At 38.4% G+C, this 22,144-nt stretch carries 14 protein-coding genes and 3 tRNA genes; 9 read left to right on the plus strand and 8 right to left on the minus strand.

All coding sequences use genetic code 11. From position 1 onward, the window contains the following. Positions 1-103 precede the first annotated feature (103 nt). Both RFH42_RS02860 and RFH42_RS02865 read right to left on the minus strand, forming a co-directional pair. On the minus strand, positions 104-937 hold the full coding sequence (locus RFH42_RS02860) for a PhzF family phenazine biosynthesis protein (protein ID WP_308974045.1): 834 nt from the start codon (positions 935-937) through the stop codon (positions 104-106). A gap of 167 nt (positions 938-1,104) precedes the next feature. Next, on the minus strand, positions 1,105-2,490 hold the full coding sequence (locus RFH42_RS02865) for an L-cystine transporter (protein WP_308974046.1): 1,386 nt from the start codon (positions 2,488-2,490) through the stop codon (positions 1,105-1,107). A gap of 415 nt (positions 2,491-2,905) precedes the next feature. Between RFH42_RS02865 and pyrC the strand changes: the two genes are divergently transcribed. The 8 genes from pyrC (at position 2,906) to RFH42_RS02905 (ending at position 10,358) form a co-directional block, all read left to right on the plus strand. Then, entirely contained in the window at positions 2,906-3,940 is a 1,035-nt protein-coding gene (gene pyrC, locus RFH42_RS02870; protein WP_308974047.1) for a dihydroorotase, read from the plus strand. After that, positions 3,925-4,587, plus strand: a complete 663-nt coding sequence (gene rnt, locus RFH42_RS02875; RefSeq protein WP_308974048.1) for a ribonuclease T — start codon at positions 3,925-3,927, stop codon at positions 4,585-4,587. Before pyrC ends, rnt begins: the two co-directional genes overlap by 16 nt. A 678-nt stretch (positions 4,588-5,265) precedes the next feature. After that, positions 5,266-5,341 (plus strand) — tRNA-Glu (locus tag RFH42_RS02880). Positions 5,342-5,436: 95 nt separating this feature from the next. Beyond that, positions 5,437-6,861, plus strand: coding sequence for an amino acid permease (locus RFH42_RS02885; protein WP_308974049.1), 1,425 nt, complete (start codon positions 5,437-5,439; stop codon positions 6,859-6,861). Between the two features lie 84 nt (positions 6,862-6,945). Continuing rightward, the gene (locus RFH42_RS02890) at positions 6,946-7,815 is read left to right on the plus strand and encodes a hypothetical protein (protein ID WP_308974050.1); all 870 of its coding nucleotides are present in this window, start codon (positions 6,946-6,948) and stop codon (positions 7,813-7,815) included. A gap of 143 nt (positions 7,816-7,958) precedes the next feature. Then, a tRNA-Glu gene (locus RFH42_RS02895) sits at positions 7,959-8,034 on the plus strand. A 31-nt stretch (positions 8,035-8,065) separates the two neighbouring features. Then, positions 8,066-8,141: transfer RNA gene (locus RFH42_RS02900), tRNA-Glu, on the plus strand. A 267-nt stretch (positions 8,142-8,408) separates the two neighbouring features. Continuing rightward, positions 8,409-10,358, plus strand: coding sequence for an acyltransferase family protein (locus tag RFH42_RS02905; RefSeq protein WP_308974051.1), 1,950 nt, complete (start codon positions 8,409-8,411; stop codon positions 10,356-10,358). Positions 10,359-10,400: 42 nt separating this feature from the next. Here RFH42_RS02905 and RFH42_RS02910 read toward each other — a convergent pair whose 3' ends face one another. The 6 genes from RFH42_RS02910 to RFH42_RS02935 form a co-directional block, all read right to left on the minus strand. Further along, entirely contained in the window at positions 10,401-11,645 is a 1,245-nt protein-coding gene (locus tag RFH42_RS02910) for an NADH:flavin oxidoreductase/NADH oxidase family protein (protein ID WP_308974052.1), read from the minus strand. A gap of 84 nt (positions 11,646-11,729) precedes the next feature. Continuing rightward, the gene (locus RFH42_RS02915) at positions 11,730-13,367 is read right to left on the minus strand and encodes a dipeptide ABC transporter ATP-binding protein (RefSeq protein ID WP_308974053.1); all 1,638 of its coding nucleotides are present in this window, start codon (positions 13,365-13,367) and stop codon (positions 11,730-11,732) included. Further along, a complete protein-coding gene (locus tag RFH42_RS02920) occupies positions 13,342-14,355 on the minus strand; it encodes an ABC transporter permease (protein ID WP_308974054.1) in 1,014 nt (337 codons plus the stop codon). The genes RFH42_RS02915 and RFH42_RS02920 overlap by 26 nt, the downstream gene beginning before the upstream one ends. Beyond that, complete coding sequence (gene yejB / locus RFH42_RS02925; RefSeq protein ID WP_308974055.1) at positions 14,355-15,425, minus strand: microcin C ABC transporter permease YejB; 1,071 nt, start codon at positions 15,423-15,425, stop codon at positions 14,355-14,357. The genes RFH42_RS02920 and yejB overlap by 1 nt, the downstream gene beginning before the upstream one ends. A gap of 53 nt (positions 15,426-15,478) precedes the next feature. Next, a complete protein-coding gene (locus RFH42_RS02930; protein ID WP_374990802.1) occupies positions 15,479-17,323 on the minus strand; it encodes an extracellular solute-binding protein in 1,845 nt (614 codons plus the stop codon). A gap of 42 nt (positions 17,324-17,365) precedes the next feature. Next, the gene (locus tag RFH42_RS02935) at positions 17,366-20,485 is read right to left on the minus strand and encodes a LysM peptidoglycan-binding domain-containing protein (RefSeq protein ID WP_308974056.1); all 3,120 of its coding nucleotides are present in this window, start codon (positions 20,483-20,485) and stop codon (positions 17,366-17,368) included. Positions 20,486-20,704: 219 nt separating this feature from the next. Here RFH42_RS02935 and dnaQ point away from each other — a divergent pair, with 219 nt between their 5' ends. Beyond that, entirely contained in the window at positions 20,705-22,081 is a 1,377-nt protein-coding gene (dnaQ, locus tag RFH42_RS02940; RefSeq protein ID WP_308974057.1) for a DNA polymerase III subunit epsilon, read from the plus strand. The last annotated feature ends 63 nt before the right edge of the window (positions 22,082-22,144 follow it).

Below are 22,144 nucleotides of genomic sequence, written 5' to 3' on the forward strand. Positions count from 1 at the left end.
CCTTCATTGTAATATTCAAAAATTGCACCTATCTTAGGTAAGCTCAATTAAAATGAATAGTAGCTTTTTGAAAACCAAGCAATAAATGGGCAGAATAGCTGCCCTATACTAAATTCAACTCTGCAATCATAAATAATTTAGCGTAGCCAGAAATTTCAATACGCTCATGAGCTTTTAATGAACAATATAAGGTTCCCCCTCTTTGTGAAGCTTGATAAGCAATTAAATCAGTCTTGTTTAAACGCTCAGCCCAAAAAGGTGCTAAACCGGTATGTAAAGAACCTGTCACTGGGTCTTCATTAATCCCAATATGTGGAGCAAAATAACGAGCAACATAATCATAATGCTCAGCTAATGCTGTAATCGCAACATCACGAGTATTTGCAGCTGCGGTAATTGCTGTACGCAATAATTGATCACAACCAAGCTCACGGATAATGTCGAAATTTGGTTTCGCTTCACGAACATCTTGCTCAGACTCGCAAACTAAAATGTAAGCTTGCGCATTGATATATACATCCACAACAGGACGATCTATTGCTTGATAAACTAAAGCTGGAATTTCTTTTAATGCTTCTGCGCGACGGATTGGGAAATTCATATGAATTTTTCCATCTGCAGCCTGATCGACAATAAATATACCCATTTTCTTTACATGAAAACGCAGCTGAGTTGCTGAGCAATAATCTTTAAATAATACAAAGGCACTAGCCAATGTTGCATGCCCACAAAACTCTACTTCAACTTGAGGACTGAACCAACGAATTTCATAATTAACTTCATCAATGATTTTTACAAATGCGGTTTCAGCTAAATTATTTTCTAGTGCGATTTGTTGCATAAGTTCATCTGATAACCATTCTGTCAGCACTAACACAGCAGCAGGATTACCTTTAAACAAATTTTGACTAAACGCATCAACTTGGTACATCTTCATATCTAACAACCTGATAAAACTTGCAGTTAAGTGATATTAACTTTAAAAAAAAAGAATAAAAGTGACAGATTAAAGAAAAAAATGAGACAGTCTTAAATTATGTAATTAAAAAAGCCAAAACTAAATTCAGTATTTAGTCTTGGCCAGTTCAAATGCAGTTATTGTAATTAAGCAGTGGTTTTTTCTTGGTCCGCATCAAGTATGGTACGATCTGTTTGTTGCATCCACTGACTGGTGACCATTCCCGCTGTCATTGATCCACTTACATTCAGTGCTGTACGCCCCATATCAATCAAAGGCTCAATTGAAATTAATAACGCGACCAATGTGACAGGTAAGCCCATCATCGGTAAAACAATAAGTGCTGCAAAAGTTGCACCACCACCAACACCAGCAACACCAATAGAACTTAATGTCACCACACAAACCAAAGTAATAATCCAAACAGGGTCAAAGGTATTAATACCTACTGTTGGAGCAACCATCACAGCTAACATTGCAGGATATAATCCAGCACAACCATTTTGACCAATTGTTGTTCCAAATGATGCCGCAAAACTAGCAATAGACTCAGGAACACCTAGTCGTTGTGTTTGAGCTTCTATACTTAATGGAATACTGGCTGCACTTGAACGACTGGTAAAAGCAAAGGTCAAAACTGGCGTTACTTTTTCAAAGAAACGCACTGGATTAACACCACTGAAGGCCAGTATTAAGCCATGCACAATAAACATGATGGCAAGTCCAACATAAGACGCAACTAAAAAGCCACCCAAATTAATCATGTCAGTTAATTTAGAACTTGCAACAACCTTGGTAATCAAAGCAAATACACCATAAGGTGTTAGAGCCATAACCAGACGAACCAAATGCATCACCCAAGATTGTAATGTATTCACCCCAGTAATGATGTGTTGCCCTTTAACTGTATCTGTCTGAATGAGTTTTAGCCCCGCTATACCCAAAAATACAGTAAATATGACGACACTAATAATTGAGTTCGCATGTGCACCAGTCAATTCTGCAAAAGGGTTTTGCGGTATAAAAGATAAAATAAAATCAGGAACACTTAAATCAGATACTTTGCCAATATAATCGCTGTTGATCTGGTCTAGACGTGAACTCTCTTGACTACCTTGGACTAAACCCGCAGCACTTAATCCAAACAGATTGGTCACCCCGATACCCACTAAAGCAGCAATTGCTGTGGTAAACAATAAAGTACCAATACTATAAATACTAATTTTCCCTAAGGATGAAGCATTATGTAGTTTAATCACCGCACTTAAAATAGAAACAAAAACCAATGGCATAACAACCATTTGTAATAGTTTCACGTAACCATTACCAACAATATTAAACCACTGAATGGATTGTTGTAGAACTGTCGACTCTGGCCCATAAATCCAATGCAAGCCTAAACCGAAAAACATACCTAAACATAACCCAGCGAAAACCTTTTTCGCTAAACTCCACTGGGTTTTTCGCATTTGTAATAATAACAATATGAGTAGGATGAATACGGCTATATTCAAAATTAGGCTAATATCCATTAAAATTCCACGAGTTTTGATATAAGAATTATAAGTCATGCGTGCAGTGCATGACAGTCAACTCTAAACACATGCACATTTTTAGTTTATATTAATTAAATAAAAGTTATCATAATATTCAATAAGATATATTGTATATACTAAATTATGCTGAGCATCTAAGAATTATGAATAATAGATTAGGTGCTCAATGCACAAGTTTTCGACACATCACTCCTGTCAATGAACACCCTGCTAAAGCTATATCGTTCTTGTTATCTTGAACGTTTTAATCAAAATACTTGCGCAATATCCATATTTTTATACGACGTTGAATATTTTTTGTTGAATTATTTTTGATTGCAGCTTTCCGCATTATCATTTTTTGCCTTAATAGATTATTATCAATCTTATTTTTTTATTTGAATTAATTACATTGGACAGCATTAGCCTTATTCAGCCAGATGACTGGCACGCGCATTTACGTGATGGACTTGCATTACAGCGTACCGTACCTGATCTAGCCAAACAGTTTGCACGCGCAATTTGTATGCCAAATTTGGTTCCTCCAGTCAAAACTGTTGAGGAAGCACTTTCATATCGCCAAAGAATTTTAGCGCATGTACCTGAAGGTGTTGATTTCGATCCACGTATGGTGCTTTATTTTACTGATCAGACCTCTCCCCTAGAAATCAGTAAAATTAAAGATTCTGAATATGTTGATGCAATCAAACTTTATCCAGCTGGAGCAACAACGAACTCAGCTAACGGTGTTAGTGATATTCGTAAAGTATATGCAGTCATCGAACAGCTAGAAAAGCATCAAGTTCCATTATTGCTTCATGGTGAAGTCACTCACCAACATGTTGATATTTTTGATCGTGAAAAACGTTTCCTAGATGAAGTCTTAGCACCTTTGCTAAAACAATTCCCTCAGTTACGTTTAGTAGTTGAACATATCACCACGAGTGAAGCTGCTCATTTTGTACTTGAACACGACCGTAATGTTGCTGCAACAATTACCCCACAACATCTATTATTCAATCGCAATGATTTATTAGTGGGTGGCGTTAAACCGCATTTTTATTGTTTACCGATTTTAAAACGCTTAAACCATCAACAAACCCTGCTTGAGGTTGCGACCAGTGGAAACCCTAAATTTTTCTTAGGTACAGACAGTGCTCCACATGCACAAAATGCCAAAGAAAATGCATGTGGATGTGCGGGTTGTTATAGTGCACCTAATGCGATTGAACTTTATGCCCAAGCATTTGATCAAGTAGGTAAAATAGATCGATTAGAAGGCTTTGCTAGTCATTTTGGTGCAGATTTCTATGGTTTACCACGTAACACCAAACAAATTACATTGGTGAAACAACCACAAACTGTTGTTGAATCTCTCGATTATCTCGAAGATCAAAAAATAATACCGTTACATGCGGGTCAAACCCTTTCATGGAGAAAAGTGTGACTGTTGAAAATATGCCTGTAATCGACCAACGTTTCCGAGGGTTCCTCCCTGTAGTTGTGGACGTTGAGACTGCAGGCTTTAATGCCGATACAGATGCTTTACTAGAAATTGCCTGTATTCCTATCATCTATAATGCAGAGCAACAGTTTGTTCCTGGGGCTGCTTACCATGCCCATATCAATCCATTTGAAGGTGCAAATCTAGACCGCCGCTCACTCGACTTTATTGGAGTCGATCCATTTAATCCGTTAAGAATTGCCATGGCTGAAGATGAGAAAACTGCACTAAAGCGCATTTTCAAATCTATAAATGAAGTGCGTAAACAACAAAACTGTACACATGCCGTTTTGGTTGGACATAATGCACATTTCGATTTAGCCTTTTTAAAAGCAGCAATACTTCGTACCTCCACGAAAAATCAAAGTCCATTTCATAGCTTTTCAGTTTTTGATACTGTGACTCTAAGTGCTGTAATGTTTGGACAAACTGTACTCGCTAAATCTTGTATTCAAGCAGGTATTGAGTTTGATGGCAAAGAGGCGCATTCAGCTTTGTACGATACACAAAAAACTGCTGAACTTTTTTGTTCAATTATGAATAAACTAGAACCGCAAATCCTAAACAATATGATGGTGGATCCCACTTAAGGGAACCATCATCTTTTGATTTCTCACTGTTCACACGGACAAGCGTATCTCCCCCATATATTTCGATCATATTTTGAGCAAATACCGACAATATCACTACCGATCATCGGAATTACAACACGACTACATTTTGGAAAAAATGAAATTAAAGATTGTGCCCACCTTTATTTTCTTATGCTCTAGACCATATTAAAATCTAAACCACATGACTTTGTATGAGTACTTCAAGAGCAAATATTTTCTTTTAGGGAAATGACCAGATGAGAATAATTGGGAAAAAGCTTTATTTTTATACTCAATGCTAATGTTAATTGAGTTTAGCCTGCTTATTTTTTATTCCACTTAACTAATAATTACACATCCAGACTGTATGTAATATAACCATATTGGCAAATACCACAAAATAGCGTACTAAAATTTAAGCAAACACTCACTAAATTTCCAATATTAAGAAGGAAATATCTTGAACTATTTTCATGAAATTAAATTTTAGATTAAAAAAATTTATATTCTGATGATTTATCTTTTTTAGAGCTAAGTAGATTGTTAACTTAAATTTCACACTTGTTTGCTATATTTTGATCAGTTGATCTTATTAATAGTCAAATTTCACTCAATCCAATGCAAATAGTTTTGACAAACTTTTAAAATCTTCATATCATGGCCGCACTTCTAAACGACCCTATCGTCTAGAGGCCTAGGACATCGCCCTTTCACGGCGGTAACCGGGGTTCGAATCCCCGTAGGGTCGCCATTATTTTTCTCTCCTTTTTCAAAATTTCACTGCCTTGCACATTATTAAGTTTTGACTAAAATAAGTCCTTCTTGCACATGTAACCCATTTAGACTATGTCAGAACAAGATTATCAACACAGCACCTCCACCTCTGAACAACCGTCAAATTTGAAACGTGCTATGACTACACGTCATTTGGTCATGTTATCTTTGGGCGGTGCAATTGGAACAGGGTTATTCTTAGGTTCTGGTGAAGTCATCTCAAATACTGGCCCTATTGGTGCAATTTTAGCTTACATCTTGGGTGGCTTAATCGCCTATATGGTGATGTTATGTCTAGGAGAGCTTGCAGTACACATGCCAGTTGCTGGTTCCTTTGGTACTTATGCGACTAAATTTATTGGTCCAGGTACAGGTTATATGGTTACGTGGGTCTATTGGCTCACGTGGACAGCAACACTAGGAACTGAATTCACTGCAGCAGCTCTACTGATGCAAGAGTGGTTTCCGCAAGTCTCTGTTTGGCTATGGACGATTATCTTTGCTGGTATTGTGTTTATTCTTAATATCAGCTCTACTCGCATGTTTGCTGAATCAGAGTTTTGGCTCTCTTTGGTCAAAGTGATTACAGTATTAGCATTTATCTTACTGGGTCTACTGGCTATTTTTGGTTTAATTCCATTCCAAGGCGCAGAAACAGCACCCTTGTTCAGCAGTTTGACCTCTCATGGATGGTTCCCGAATGGTATAATGCCTATCCTTAACACTATGCTCATTGTTAACTTTGCTTTCTCAGGAACAGAACTGATTGGTGTCGCTGCGGGTGAAACACAAGATCCAGCAAAAAATGTACCTAAAGCTATCAATGCCGCTATATGGCGTCTGCTAATCTTTTTTGTTGGTACAATTATCGTTATTTGCGCCTTACTACCCTATAATCTGGCTGGCTTAAGCGCCGATCAATCTGTAAGTAACAGTCCTTTCGTGACAGTATTTTCTTACATTGGTATTCCATATGCAGAAGATATTATCCGCTTTGTTATTATTACGGCCTTGTTATCTGCAGCAAATTCGGGCTTATATGCTGCATCACGTATGATGTATTCACTTTCTGTAGCAAAACAATTGCCCACTGTCTTTTCAAAGCTAAGCGCTTCTGGTACTCCAATTGTTGCATTAATTGTAACGATGTTTGGCGCGGTACCTGGTTTACTCTCCGAACAATTTGCACCTGAACTGATATTTCAAAACTTATTAGGTATTGCTGCATTTACCATGGTTGTTGTATGGATGAGCATTTGCTTATCACAGTTCAATTTTCGTCGCCAATGGTATCAGCAAGGACATAGTAAGGCAGATCTAGCCTATGCTTCACCTTGGTATCCAGTAGTACCGATTTTAGGTTTTATTTTCTGTACGATTACAGCCATTAGTATGACTTTTAATCCAGGGATGCTTACTGGCTTTATTGGATGTTTGATCTTCATTGCAGGATGCTATATCAGCTATTTTTTATTTTATCGAAAACAACATGATTAAATAGAACTTATGTATACAAAGAGCGATTTTTATCGCTCTTTTTTTGATTATAATAAAAAATAATTACAAATTAGTGTCATTGCAATGAAAATTATATTAATCCATGGCATGAATCAGCAGCAATTTAATGCCACAGAGCTCAAGCAGTATTGGCTAGATATTCTTAATCAAGGAATCAAATCATCAAAGCAGGGTGATCAGTTTAAGCTTGATGATCTGAATATGGCCTTTTATGCAGACCTACTCGAAACATACAAACTTCATAATGTACTGAAAAGCACTCGCTTACTTCCACAAACTTGGCAATTTCTAAATTTTAATCGACCTCAAACTGTTTTACATGACAATCCCCTTCATTCAACTGTATGCAACCCAGATTTTACTCAGCCAACTTTCAATTTCTCTAGCCATTTAAGTCACTATGCCTATTCTTTGGAAGATCACATCCTTAAAGATTTTACACAACTGATAAACCATTTTCCCAAATTACATGGTCAATTAATTCATAAATTCTTAATCGAAACCTATATGTATTTAGCAAATACTGATTTCAATCAAAAGGTTCATCAACGACTTTATAATTGTTTTGATAGCCAACAACAAAATCTGATTATTGCTCACTCTTTAGGAACTGTTATTGCCTATAATTTTTTACGGCTAAACCCCCAATTTAAAATCCATACTTTAATTACACTGGGTTCTCCTCTTGCTTTTCGAGTAATCCAAGAAAAGATTATCCCCCCAATCCAACGCCCATCAAATATTTTAGGGCAATGGTATAATTTTTACTCAGCAGAAGATTTTTTAACTGCTTTCCCTCTACAAAAAGCACCTTTTTTATTTAAACCCTCAATTATTAACCAAATGATTCATACTTTTGATCAACGTCCACATCATATTGCTGGATATTTGCAACACCCAGACGTGATACAGTGCATCCTTAACAACCGATAAATAGTATAAATTTCAAACAAAAACCAGTAAAATATGATGATATTGATCTTATTTTATTCGGTTAAACCAATATTTGAATTTAATTTAAGAAAAGGGTTTGACACCTTTTAAAATCCACCCTATTATACGCCCACCTCTGAAACGACCCTATCGTCTAGAGGCCTAGGACATCGCCCTTTCACGGCGGTAACCGGGGTTCGAATCCCCGTAGGGTCGCCAATTTTCAGAACTAACTTGCCTCATCTTATTAGACCCTATCGTCTAGAGGCCTAGGACATCGCCCTTTCACGGCGGTAACCGGGGTTCGAATCCCCGTAGGGTCGCCATATTTGAGTTAACTTTCACTTTAAGTGAGAGCACTCTTAAAAAACCTGAGCACTACGACTCAGGTTTTTTTATACCTAAATTTTGTGATCATCTATTATTTAAAAGTTTAAAATCAATATTTACATCCTGCATCCAGTATAAAAAGCACTCGCTCTAAATAATGAGTTGTAACCATATATCGACTTAATTTTTTTCTTTGTTTTATTCAGTCGTTCTAATTGAAATTGTTCTATATACTGACGCCCTGTTAAACAAAACATTAGAGAATGAAAACGCTCGCTTTTAGAAAAGATCTCAATAGTTTAAGAGCTATTGCTGTATTTAGTGTCATGTTATTCCACTTTAAACCCAATTGGCTTAGTGGCGGATTTATCGGCGTTGATGTTTTCTTTGTGATCTCTGGCTATTTAATGAGTTCGATAATATTCACTCAACTTAGCCAACAACGTTTTAATTTACTCAATTTCTATATTGCACGTGCTAACCGAATCATCCCTGCTTTAGGTGTACTGTGCTTTTCTTTGCTTATCTTTGCTTGGTTTTTTTTACCCCCTTTAGACTATGCTCAACTAAGTAAGCATGTTGCAACAAGCATGAGCTTTCTTTCCAACTTTATGTATTTCAGTGAAGCTGGATATTTTGATAGTGCATCTCAAGAAAAATGGTTATTACATACTTGGTCACTCTCAGTAGAATGGCAATTTTATTTAATTTATCCGTTATTACTTTTATTACTGCATAAATTTTTTAATATTGACCAAACTAAGAAAATATTATTGCTACTTTTAATTTCTCTCTTTGGTTTAAACCTCTACCTGAGCCAAATTGCTCCAAGTTTTTCATATTATCTTCTCCCTACACGTGCATGGGAAATGTTACTTGGCGCTTTCGTCTTTCTTTACCCGCTCCAACTAAAGACTAAAATCCAATATCGGATGCAATACCTTGGGCTCTTTTTAATCCTCTTTTCAAGCTTATTTCTCTCCGATGCCCTAGCTTGGCCAGGCTATGCAGCTCTACTACCACTGTTTGGTGCAGTACTGATACTCACAGCAAATTTACAGCACAGCCATTTCAGCCAAAATGCTATATTACAGGCGCTTGGACGTTGGTCATATTCAATCTATCTTTGGCATTGGCCACTTGTTGTGATGGCTTGGTATTTTGCCTTACCTGCTTGGTGGTGGTTTTTTGCTATAGCACTCTCTATTGTTTTAGGTGCATTAAGCTACCGTTACATTGAACAATTTAAATTCAATACACAAAGCAACTGGCGTCAACTCATCACTAATAAAGCACTTTGGATGAGTTTAACCATAGCAGCCCTATCAACAGCATTATATTTCACCCAAGGAGCGTCTTGGCACTATCCAAAATCTGTTGTAACCGCGAGCTTAGAGGCACGAAATAGTAACCCCCATACTTGTCTACAAGATGAAAATAAAGATCAAGGCCAGTTAAGCACTTGTCATATTGGTAATCCCCAACATATTAAAGCAGTACTAGTTGGCGATAGTCATGCAGACGCCGTTGCTACAGGTTTACTAGCAGCTTTTGATCAAAAAAATGAGGGCATTACTGTCATTACTCGAGCCTCTTGCCCTTTTTTACTACATGCCAAAAGTCGCCACAATAATGATACTTGTTATAAAGACAATTTCCGGCGTATTGCTGCGTTAAAACAAGTTCAACCAGATACCCCTATCGTCATTGTTTCGCGTTGGCATGCTTATCTTTATGGTCAAACAGACCCAAGTCGCGTACACAAAGATCAAATGGGCGCTTCTATCTATTTCGATGAACAAAAAGATCAAACTGAAGCCGCGCTACTCAGTGCTTTTTCGCACCATCTTAAAAGCACACTTTGTGCTTTACCTGCTCAAAGTAAAGTATTTATCACTCAACCCATCCCAGAGATGACAGCAAATGTACCGAAAAAACTGAGCCGATTAATTTTACACCATCAACCAGTTGATCAGATTTCCCTATCTCGGCAAAACTATCTCCATCAAAACGCTAAGCTTCGTCACATTATCCAAGAAGCTGCTGAAGCTTGTCATGCAACAGTGCTAGATCCTATGCCATTACTGTGCAAAAGTGGTCAGTGTCTGGCGCAATACAAACTACGACCACTCTACTATGATGGTGACCACATGAGTGAATATGGCAATAAATTTTTAACACCCATGTTTGCACCAATTAAAAAGGTGCTGTAATTACAGCACCTTTTTAATTACTTCTAATCATCGACCATATTATTAGGCACGGCGACGTGAATTTACCCGACCGCGTACAATTGCCATCACATTATTTTTAGCATAATTCAAAAATACTTTAAGTGGGGATAATTGAGGATTTGCGCCCTTACCCAGTGCAATATTTTTAAACTGTGATGCATACCAAATAATTTCCATGATTGCCATTTTATCTACGAAAGGAATGCCAGTTTTAATTGGCTTCACAGCATACCGTACATCTTGCCCATTGATTAAACGCTGAGTTAAATCAGGTTCAACTGCAAGTGGTCGAGCAATACCAATAAAGTCACATGCGCCACTGGCGAGTGCAGCATTCATTGCTGCGGCTGTACGAAAACCACCAGTCACCATGAGTTTACAGCTTACTTCCTGTCGAATCTTCTCAGCAAAATCAAGAAAATATGCTTCACGTGCAATCGTACTGGCTTTCCGTTGGCTTTGTTTTGCTCCTGCCATAGCGGGTGCCTCATATGTACCCCCTGAAATTTCAATCAGATCTATACCAGCAGCATCAATCACTTTAAATACTTCTATGACTTCTTGCTCTGTAATGCCTCCGCGTTGAAAATCCGCAGAGTTCAACTTAACCGAAACAATAAATTCTGGCTGAGTCACTGCACGCACAGCATGATAAATCTCCATTAAAAAACGCATACGATTTTCAATAGAGCCACCCCATTGATCTTGTCGTTTATTGGTTAAAGGAGATAAAAATTGGCTTATGAGATAACCATGTGCACCATGCAATTGTACGCCTTCAAATCCCGCTTTTTCACAAATACGCGCTGATTCAGCAAAACGCTGAATAATATCTAAAATTTCGGCTTCACTTAACTCGCGTGGTGTTGCAAAAGTCGTAGCAAGCATTGGACTAAATGCAACTGCTGAGGGTGCAACTGTTTCTTTATTTAAACCCTTGGGACATTGGCGACCAGGATGAGAAAGCTGAATCAATTGGACCATCCCATGACGCTTTCCGACTTCAGCCCATTGTCTAAGCACATCCAAATCACGTTCGCTTTCAACAACAACCACTCCTGGCTCATTCTTAGCATGCCAATCGACCATCACATTACCTGTAATGGCACAGCCTAAACCACCTGCGGCCCATGCTTCATATAAACCTAAATGCAAATGATTGGGTTGCCCTAAATCATTGGCCAAGGCCTCACTCATAGCGCCCTTAATAATACGGTTTTTAAAATTAATCTTTCGAATGCTCAAATCGCTGGCAACGTGGTTCATAGGTTTACTCACTTAGCATTTTTGAATAGCAAGATACGATTTTGTGTTTCATCCAATCGAGTGTAAATTTGACAATTTGTTTTGTCAATTTATAGATGCATTGATTTCTTCATATTGACTAGCAGCAATAAGTTGTTGTGTATACGCGTGTTCAGCATGTTGAAACAGCTCTGAAGTTTCTTTAAATTCAACAACTTGACCATTTTTTAATACCATAACCTGATGACATAAAGCACGTACAACATGTAAATCATGACTGATAAACAAGTAACTCATTTGATATTTTGTCTGTAGTTTTCTCAGTAAGCGAACAATTGCCCGCTGTGTAGTACGGTCTAATGCTGAGGTAGGCTCATCTAAAATTAATAACTTTGGTTGCAAAATTAATGCGCGAGCTAAAGCTACACGTTGTCTTTGTCCACCAGACAATTCATGAGGATAGCGATGCTTAAATGCGGTTGTGAGTTCGACCTGCTGTAAAACATGGTCAACCTTAGCTTGTACTCGATGCCGATCACTGTGTTGCCGCTGTAGCCCCTCAGCAATAATCTCAGCCACACTCATTCGAGGGTTAAGACTACTCAAAGGATCTTGAAAAACAATTTGAAAGCTTTGACGCATCGGTGCCAATTGCTGGGCAGTCAAATGATTTAAGTCATGGCCAGAAAAAATAATTTCACCCTGACTCTGAATCAAACGTGCTACAGCCAATGCAAATGAACTTTTACCAGAACCGCTCTCACCGACAATCCCAATACTCTGCGCTACATTTAATGATAAGTTTAGGGCTTCTACAGCTGTATGCCACGCTTTTACTCGATTGAATACCCCAGCACGAATAGGATAGCGGACACTCAATTGTTTGATATCTAATAAAAGACTCGCTTGATCTGGCTCTGCTTCGCACTCGCCAAAATCATGCTCTAATAACACACGGGTGTAATCATGCTGAGCATGTTCAAAAATAGTTTGTACTGCGCCTTGTTCAATCACTTGCCCTTGTTGCATCACAATAACCTGATCAGCATAACGTCTGACAAGCTGTAAATCATGACTAATTAAAACCATTGCCATTTGATGTTGTTGCTGCAAGCGCTGTAATAAATCTAAAATCTGTGCCTGTAAAGTCACATCTAATGCTGTAGTAGGTTCATCTGCAATTAAAATATCTGGCTCTAGTGCTAAAGCAGCTGCAATCATCACCCGTTGGCGCTGTCCGCCAGATAGTTCATGTGGAAAACGTGAAAGTTTATCCTCAGCCTGTTCAAGACCGACTTCATTTAGCAACACTAAGCTACGTTGTTTAATTTCATCTTTATTAGTGCATCCCACAAGACGCAATGACTCAGCTAAGATTTTCTCAACACGATGTAAGGGATTTAGCGCAGTCATCGGCTCCTGAAAAATCATTGCAATTCTGCGTACACGTATCTGACGATCTACTGTACCCACTTGTGAGGATAAATCCTGTGAAGCCAAATGAGCTTGTCGATGAAAATACACTTGCCCCTGTAACTGCAAATTTTTCGCTAATAATCCAAACAAAGCAAGACAACTCACCGACTTACCAGAACCACTTTCACCAACAATAGCCAGTGTCTCTCCAGCATGCAGTTTAAAACTTAAATCATGTACTAATGTTTTTTCGGCCGATTTAATCTGTAAATGATCTAATGATAAATAAAGCGTAGGTGTATTAGTGTTGTCTTGGATCGAAAGCATCGCGAGCCGCCTCCCCAATATAAATCAGCATAGCCAATACAATTGCCAAGCAGAAGAAGCCTGACAAAACCAACCAAGGTGCATTCAAGTTATTCTTACCTTGTAATAGTAACTCTCCCAAAGATGCCGCACCTGGTGGCAAACCATAGCCTAAAAAATCTAATGTTGTTAATGCGGTAATATTAGCGGTTAACATAAAAGGTAACTGTGACAAACTAGAACTCATGGCATTTGGTAAAATATGCCGAAAAATAATTTGATATTCAGGTATGCCCAATGCCTGTGCGGCACGAACATAGTCAAAATTACGTGCACGTAGAAACTCTGCACGCACCAAGCCAACTAAACTTGTCCAGCCAAAAAACAACATGATTAAAAAGAGCCAATACACACTTGGATTAAACATACTGACCAAGATCATTACCATAAATAACATAGGTAATCCCCCCCAGACCTCAAGTAGACGCTGGCCGAGTAAATCAATCCATCCACCATAATAACCCTGTATTGCACCAACAAATATACCTAAAACTGCCGAACAAATAGTAAGAGCAAATCCAAATATTAGAGATACACGTAAACCATAAAGCAAACGCGCAAAGACATCACGGCCTTGATCGTCAGTACCTAACCAGTTTTCATGGCTGGGTGGAGAGGGAAATGGGACTTGCAGAGCATAATTACTGGTCTGAGCTGAAAATGGGATGATTGGCCAGATAGCCCAACCTTGCTGTTCGATAAGTTGTTGTACGACAGGGTCTTGATAGTCAGCCTCTGTCTCAAACACTCCGCCAAAAGTCGTTTCAGGATAAGTCTTAAAAACAGGAAAATAATAAGACTGCTGATATCTTACAATCAGAGGTTTATCATTTGCTATGAACTCAGCAAAAGTGCTCAAAAACAAAATTACACTAAACAAGATAAAGCTAAAATATCCTATACGATGTTGTTTAAAGCGTTCTAATCTCGCTTGCATTAATGGCGACATTAATCACCTCCTCGTGCAGAAAAATCAATACGAGGATCAATCCATTGATACAAAATATCACTTATTAAGCGTAAGGCTAACCCTAATAGGGTATAAATATATAAGGTTCCAAAAATCACTGGATAATCACGCTGTTGTATGGCTTCAAAACCTAACAAGCCAATACCATCAAGATTAAAAACAATCTCGATAAATAAATTTCCCATCAAAAAAATACCAATTAATGCCTCTGGTAAACCCGCTATCACAATCAACATTGCATTACGAAAAACATGACCATAAAGCACTTTTGAGTCAGAAAGTCCCTTAGCTCGGGCAGCAAGTACATATTGTTTACCTAACTCTTCCATAAAAGCGTATTTAGTTAAATAGGTTAAGCCTGCAAAGCCGCCCAATACAATAGACAGAAGTGGTAAAATCAGATGCCAAAAATAATCTCGAATCTTATCAATCAAACTTAAACTAGAAAAATCATCCGAAACTAAACCTTGTAGAGGAAACCACTGCCAATATGAGCCACCTGCAAACAACATAATCAGCACAATCGAAAAAACAAAGGCAGGAATTGCATAGCCCACAGCTAAAATTAAAGAACTAGCACGATCAAACATTAAACCATGTTGTTTAGCTTTCTTAATGCCTAGAGGAATGGAAATCATATAAATGAGTAAAGTACTCCATAAGCCTAAAGAAACAGTTACAGGCATTCGCTCCCAAAGCAATGTAGTCACAGGTTTGTCTTTAAAAAAACTCACACCAAAGTCAAAAGTAAGATAGTTTTTTAGCATTAAAAAAAAGCGCTGATCTGCGGATTGATCAAAACCATATTGTTTTTTTATTTGTTCTACCATGTCATTACTTAAACCACGTGCTCCCCGATAATGACTATTATTGCTGCTTACTGTTTCTGCACCACTATAAGCATCTGCATTAAAACCCTGCTCTGCTCGCTGAATCGCTTGCTCTACAGGCCCACCTGGAGCCAATTGCACAACAACAAAGTTAATAACCAAGATTAAAAGTAATGTTGGTATCATTAATAATAAACGTTTAAAAATATAGCTACTCATGGCTGATTAATCCTTTTAAGCTATAGGCAAATTTAAATAAATGCGCTCGATGATTATTTATTGCCTTTAAAATAATGGCTAACTTTTTCTGCCTTTTCAGGATCAACCCACCAATAATCAATTCCTGTTGATAAAAGTGGACTTTGCGTTGGCTGTTGATACATATTCCATGTGGCATACCAATTATAAGGATTGTTATAAGTCATCAGTTGATAATATCCTGCTCGAACGACTCGATCGACCACACGACTATAAAGTACCAATTGCTCTCTATTCGGTGCTTGAACTAATTTGGCTATTAACTCATCTAAAACAGGATTTTTAATTCCAGCGTAATTATAATTCCCTGCCTCATCCGCAGCCTGACTACCCCACATTTGTGCTTGTTCATTACCTGGACTAATAGACTGTGGCATGACTAAAGTGGTTAAATCAAAATCGTGATTACGCATCCTTTCTAAATATTGTGGTAAATCAACTAAACGTAAATCAATTTGAATCCCTAATTTTTTTACATTACGAATAAAGGGTAAAATACTGCGTTGTAAATTTTGTTGATGGATAAGAAATTCAAATCGAATCGGTTGACCCTTTAAATCGACTAAAACACCATTTTTATAACGATACCCAGCATGAAGTAATATCTGCCGTGCTTTGAGTAAGTTATCACGATTAAAACCGCCACCATCGGATACAGGATAAGCCCAACTCTCTAGCACCCCTTTACGCTGCAAGGGATGCAAACGCGCTAAATAAGGTTCAAGTATTTCAAGTTCTGCCTTACTGGGTGGCCCTTTAGCCTCTAACTCACTATTTTGAAAATAACTATTTAAACGTTGTGTTTGCCCATAAAAAAGCGTCTTATTGAGCCACTCAAAATCATAGGCATAGCTAAGTGCTTGACGCATATAAATATCATTTAAGGGAGCTCGGCGGTTATTAAATACATAGCTTTGAGTTGGCGTTGGATTATGTGTTTGTAAAGCCTGTTTCTTAATTACCCCAGCCTGCACTGCTGGAAATTGATATCCGACCATCCAATTTTTGGTGAATTTTTCATTATGTAATGTGTATTGACCAGCTTTAAATGCCTCAAAAGCAGCGTCTGTACTGCGAAAATAAAGATATTTTATTTGATCGAAATTATAACGTCCGCGATTCACCATTAAATCACGCCCCCAATAATTAGGGTTGCGTTTATAGCTAATACTTCGACCCGCATCAATAGTGTCAATAATATATGGCCCAGAACCAATAATAGGTTGCAGTGTAATTCTGCTAAAATCTTTATTTTGCCAATCTGCCTTAGAATAAATAGCAAGTTCAGCAACTATACTAGCAATCTCAGTATTGTTTTTTGTTTTAAAAGTCATCTTAACTTGATGCTTAGATAACACTTCTGTTTTAGCCAAATCTGCAATATACATTTGCAAACCATAATTGGCCTTTGTCTGATAGGTATCAAAAGTAAATTTCACATCCTCAGCAGTAACAGGCTGCCCATTACTAAAACGAGCCTGAGGATTAAGATGGAAAATAATATAATCGCTTTGTTCTGGATCAAAAGTGACTTTTTCCGCTAATAACGGATACATCACCCCAGGTTCATCCAATGAACGACTCATCAAAGAATCAAAAACATTTTCAATTCCATCGGCATAGCTCCCTTTTCCATTCATGCTATTGAGATTATCAAAAGTAGATAATTCTGCTCGAATCAGGCGACCACCTTTAGGTGCCTGTGGATTTGCATAAGGTAGATAAGGAACTTGTGCATATCGAGTATGACCATACATCGATAAATATGCTGTCGTTTGTGGCTTAGCATAGGTCATGGGGCTACAAATCAGTAGCCCCATACAGATTACACATGCTAACTGCAAGTTTGAACCAAACATGTAATCACCTATGATACTTGAAAGTTAAATTAAACCATCAAGTTAGTTTGGAACTGTGATTACTTGGCCAATGCGCAAGTTAGTGTTCGCCTCAATACCATTCATATCAGCCAAGGCTTGTGTTTCCAAACCATATTTACCCGCCAAACGAATGAGAGAATCTCCACTCTTCACTTTGTATTGTGTCGTAGTTTTCGGCAGTAAAATCATTTGACCACGAAGCAGATTAGCACGAGGATTCATATTATTGAGTTCTGCCAAAGCCTGTACCGAAACACCAGATTTATTTGCTAGATTGGTTAAACTGTCTCCAGGCTTAACAGTATATTTCTCAGTGTTTTTCGTTGAAACAGTGGTCTTACTTGCTACTTTTTCAACAACCTTGTCTTCGGCATGTGTGGTTGTACGTGGTGCTGTTTTAGTTTCAGCAACGGGCTCACCTGTCAATTTAAGTTTTTGCCCAACACGCACTCCTGAGCTGGTGGTTAGTTTATTAATATTGGCAAGATGAGATAATGGAATACCATATTTATCAGCAATTGCCGTTAAACTATCCCCTGCTTGAACTGTATGAAATTCAGGTGCTTGGCTGCCAGCTGGCACCTTTAAGGTCTGACCTACTAATAATGGTTTATGTACAGGGATTTGATTTAAGCTGGCTAAATCATTCAAGCTCATACCCGAAGCAACGGCAACACTAGACAATGTTTCACCTGAACGTACTTTATAGTTTTCAGTCTTGATATGATCTAGCTTTGTATTTCGAACAACTGTCTTCGCATCAGATCTAGAGGTTTCAACAGGCTCTTTCGTACTCGTATTTACTTCTTGTAACGGAACCTGAATTTTTTGTCCAACCATCAACTGACTGCCAGCAGTTAAATCTTCATTTAAATCTGCAAGCTCTTGATTACTCATAGCATAACGATCAGCAATCATCTTTAAATACTCGCCGCGTTTCACCACATAAGTCTTGGTCTTAATTTGGCTTTCCTTACGAACACTACGTTGTTGTTCTTTCACCGTATTCGTTTCGGTCACCCCCTTACGTAAAGGATCTACCAAAGTAAGCTTTTGTCCTACAAACAAATTACTGGTCACTGATAAACCGTTATAACTTGCCAATTGCGCAATACTCATACCAAATTGCTCAGCAAGCCCAGTCAAACTGTCATTCGGTTTAACAACGTAGCTCGTCACTTTTTCATTTTTAGTTGCTACAGGCTCACGTGTTACTGCTGCTACAGGTTTGGCGTCATAAAGATAAATCGTTGTTCCGACATATAGTGTGCTTTCTGGATCAATCTGATTCCATTTTGCAACGTCACGCCAGTTCACCCCATTTTTAGTCGCAATTAAGGCAAGCGTATCACCTGATACTACATTATATGTAGTACGTTTACCTTTAGGTGGTACAACCACTACATCATCATTCTGACGTTCAAATACCTTACCACTGTTTAACTTGGCTTCAACTGAAGTTGGAGAAGTATTATCTGCAACACCTTTTGGATAAGAGAAGCCAACACTTACTTCTTTACCTTGTTGCTCTGCTACCGACTGGCTTGTTTGAATTGCTGTTAACTTAATTTTTCCATCTAAGGGATCAACAACCTCAGTGCCTTGAGGCGCAATCGCGGTCAACTCTTTAACCACTTCTTGTCGTTCTGCTGCGGTTGCTTGAGGGTTGAAAGCCTCTCTAAGTGCCGCCTTATCTTCTTCTCGTTTTACCGAAGCTAAAATTTGTTCACGTTCTTTTGCTGAAATTGGTGGTTCAGTCACAACAGGCTTAATGTTTGGCGCTTGAGTTACAGCCACAGGAATACGTGGTGCACTTGGTGTATCTGCATTCGCAGCAAAGCTCGCTAAAGCACTTGCTGTTTTTGGAGTTGTAGCTAATTTACTTGTGGTGATAGGTGCTGTCTCAGCCACTTTCACCGTATTTGTTGAACTCGCAGTGTACTGGTTACTGCTTGTTGTTACAGAGCTGCCTGGTGCTCGTGTAGTAACAGAATGAGTTACCGTGCCACTTGGCATAGTCGTAGGTGCAGACACAGGTGATGAAGGCGTACTGTTATTACTTGCCCAATAACTACCTCCGCTATAATCAGAACCTGATAATGTTTTTAATTTTTTATCAATGCTTGGGCTCAAATCTGCAGGAATCAAAATACGCATTGGACTAGATGCATCCACTGCTTCACCTCGATGACCTGGGTTCAAAGCATAAAGTTCACCACGGCTCAACCCCGTGATGCTCGCAATCTGGTTAAGTTGCGCACCAGCAGGAACTGAAATTTCTCTAAAGTGTGGACGGTTTGCAATAGGAGGTAAACTCACTCCATACTGATTTGGACTTTTAACAATCTGTGCTACTGCCAAGAAACGTGGTACATAATTCATGGTCTCTTGTGGTAATTTTAATGACCAATAATCGGTAGGCAAACCTGCAGCTTGGTTACGGTTGATGGCTTGTTGAATACGTCCAGGGCCAGCATTATAAGCAGCTAAAGCCAATTCCCATGAACCAAACTGATTATATAAACTACCTAAAAACTCATATGCGGCACGTGTAGATTCAACCACATCACGACGACCATCATAGGCACCACTTTGTTTTAAACCATAAATACGCCCAGTACTTGGAATAAACTGCCACATACCTGCCGCTGCTGCACTACTTGTTGCTGCCGGGTCATAAGAGCTTTCAATAATAGGAAGTAATGCTAATTCAGTTGGCATACCACGGCGTTCAGCTTCTTTAACTGTATGATAAAGATAGCGCGAAGCACGAGCACTGAGTCGTTCTAAATAAGGTTGACGTGATGCGAACCAACCTCGTTGTGCTTCAATTCGTGGGTCCCAATGATTTAAATCCATTTTGAAACCCACAGTCATGCGTTTCCACACATCACCATGTTTCAAAATTAAAAGGCGATCACCTTCCACAGCACGCATATCCGTTGCGGAAAGTAAATCTTCAAGTGAATCTAGACTATTTGCATCGAGCATTCCACTTGGTTGGGTACGAGCGACTGTACTGGAACTTTGAGTAGAAGCACATCCGGTTAAACCTAAAGCTGCAAGCGCAGATGTTAGGATTGAAAGTTTAAAAATTGTGGATGTGGTGGTTTTCCACGCTGTACTACTAGGTTTTGACATATAAAGTTCCAGACAACAACACAGTAAAATTGTTTTATCGCAGCCATTTTAGTGAAGCAGTGTGTATCTACAAGGCTATTATTTCATTCAAAATGATTACAAATGTTACAAGAAATTAAATTTTTTGGAGATTTATCGCAGAAACCCCAAGATTGCATATACAATAAATTCTTACCCCCCAATGTTCAACTGCATTTTCACATTTCGTTGGTTTAAGTTATGACACAAACAATCACACTCTATGTCGACGGCGCCTGCCGTGGTAACCCAGGTTTAGGGGGATGGGGTGCTTATATCATTACTACGGATAAAACACATGAACTATGTGGTGGTGAAGCCGATACAACCAATAACCGTATGGAATTAACTGCGGCCATTGAAGGAATTGCATTTTGCTCACCAACAGATAAGCTCATTATCTGGACCGACTCAAACTATGTAAAACGAGGCATTACAGAGTGGATTGAGGGGTGGAAAAAGAAAAACTGGAAAGATGTTAAAAATCCAGACTTATGGAAAAAACTCGATCAAATCTGTCAAGGCCGTGATATAGAATGGAATTGGGTAAAAGGTCATGCAGGCAATGAAGGCAATGAAAAAGCAGACCAATTGGCTAACCGTGGCGCAGATCAAACACTTGCTAGCCTAAAGAGTAACGATGACAATACAAAAAAAAAATCTGAAACAGATTGGTTGCTCGATGACCCTTTTGGCTTTGATTTAATATCAAACGAAGCAGAAGCAGAAGCAGAAGCAGAAGCAGAAGCAGAAGCAGAAGCAGAAGCAGAATTTAATGCTCCCCTCCATGAAGATACAAATACTAATGTAGATACTTCAGTGAGTTCAGTTACTGCTCATCCTCATATTGTTATTACGCCAACAACGCGTGAGCTACACGGGCCGCGTCAGCTTATCCTTGATACAGAAACCACTGGATTTTACTATTCAGATGGCGACCGTATTATTGAAGTTGGTGCAATTGAAATGATCAACCGTAAATTAACGGGTAATTCTATACATATTTATATTAATCCCAAAAAACCAGTTGGCGATTCAGTCAATGTGCATGGTATTACAGATGAATTTCTTGTAGATAAACCCGAATATCATGAAATTGCCAACATACTTTTTGATTATTTAAAAGGTAGTGAAATCATTGCTCACAATGCGAGCTTTGATATGAACTTCCTTGATATGGAGTTTACTCGCTGTGGTTTACCTGCACTCTCTGAGGTCTGTAGTGTTGTTGATACCCTCGCCTTAGCAAAAAATAAACATCCAGGTCAAAAGAACTCACTTGATGCACTGGTGAGACGTTATGAAATTGTACAGCGTGATCGTACTTTCCACGGCGCTTTACTCGATGCTGAAATTTTATCTGATGTTTATTTAGCCATGACTGGTGGTCAGGTCTCACTCAATATTGATGCCCTATCACAACATACAGAACATAATACGCAGCATATTGAGTTTCAAACAACTCAACTTAATTTACCTATCATTATACCTTCAGCAGAAGAACTGGCAGCTCATGAACAATGGATGCAACAATACCAAGAAAAAAATGGAGAACCGTGTATTTTTGCTAAAGTTTAATTTATTCAATAAACCTTAATTTTAAAATGCGTTTTATAACGCATTTTTTTATGCATTACTGCT

Origin of the sequence: Acinetobacter rudis (assembly GCF_031157835.1) — a bacterium.
Lineage (GTDB): Bacteria > Pseudomonadota > Gammaproteobacteria > Pseudomonadales > Moraxellaceae > Acinetobacter > Acinetobacter rudis_A.

Bases quoted from the DNA above. Each gene is read 5' to 3' on its own strand.
- RFH42_RS02860 (WP_308974045.1), bottom strand. From the start codon at position 937: ATGAAGATGTACCAAGTTGATGCGTTTAGTCAAAATTTGTTTAAAGGT.
- RFH42_RS02865 (WP_308974046.1), bottom strand. From the start codon at position 2,490: ATGGATATTAGCCTAATTTTGAATATAGCCGTATTCATCCTACTCATA.
- rnt (WP_308974048.1), top strand. From the start codon at position 3,925: ATGGAGAAAAGTGTGACTGTTGAAAATATGCCTGTAATCGACCAACGT.
- RFH42_RS02885 (WP_308974049.1), top strand. From the start codon at position 5,437: ATGTCAGAACAAGATTATCAACACAGCACCTCCACCTCTGAACAACCG.
- RFH42_RS02890 (WP_308974050.1), top strand. From the start codon at position 6,946: ATGAAAATTATATTAATCCATGGCATGAATCAGCAGCAATTTAATGCC.
- RFH42_RS02905 (WP_308974051.1), top strand. From the start codon at position 8,409: ATGAAAACGCTCGCTTTTAGAAAAGATCTCAATAGTTTAAGAGCTATT.
- RFH42_RS02910 (WP_308974052.1), bottom strand. From the start codon at position 11,645: ATGAACCACGTTGCCAGCGATTTGAGCATTCGAAAGATTAATTTTAAA.
- RFH42_RS02915 (WP_308974053.1), bottom strand. From the start codon at position 13,367: ATGCTTTCGATCCAAGACAACACTAATACACCTACGCTTTATTTATCA.
- RFH42_RS02920 (WP_308974054.1), bottom strand. From the start codon at position 14,355: ATGTCGCCATTAATGCAAGCGAGATTAGAACGCTTTAAACAACATCGT.
- yejB (WP_308974055.1), bottom strand. From the start codon at position 15,425: ATGAGTAGCTATATTTTTAAACGTTTATTATTAATGATACCAACATTA.
- RFH42_RS02930 (WP_374990802.1), bottom strand. From the start codon at position 17,323: ATGTTTGGTTCAAACTTGCAGTTAGCATGTGTAATCTGTATGGGGCTA.
- RFH42_RS02935 (WP_308974056.1), bottom strand. From the start codon at position 20,485: ATGTCAAAACCTAGTAGTACAGCGTGGAAAACCACCACATCCACAATT.
- dnaQ (WP_308974057.1), top strand. From the start codon at position 20,705: ATGACACAAACAATCACACTCTATGTCGACGGCGCCTGCCGTGGTAAC.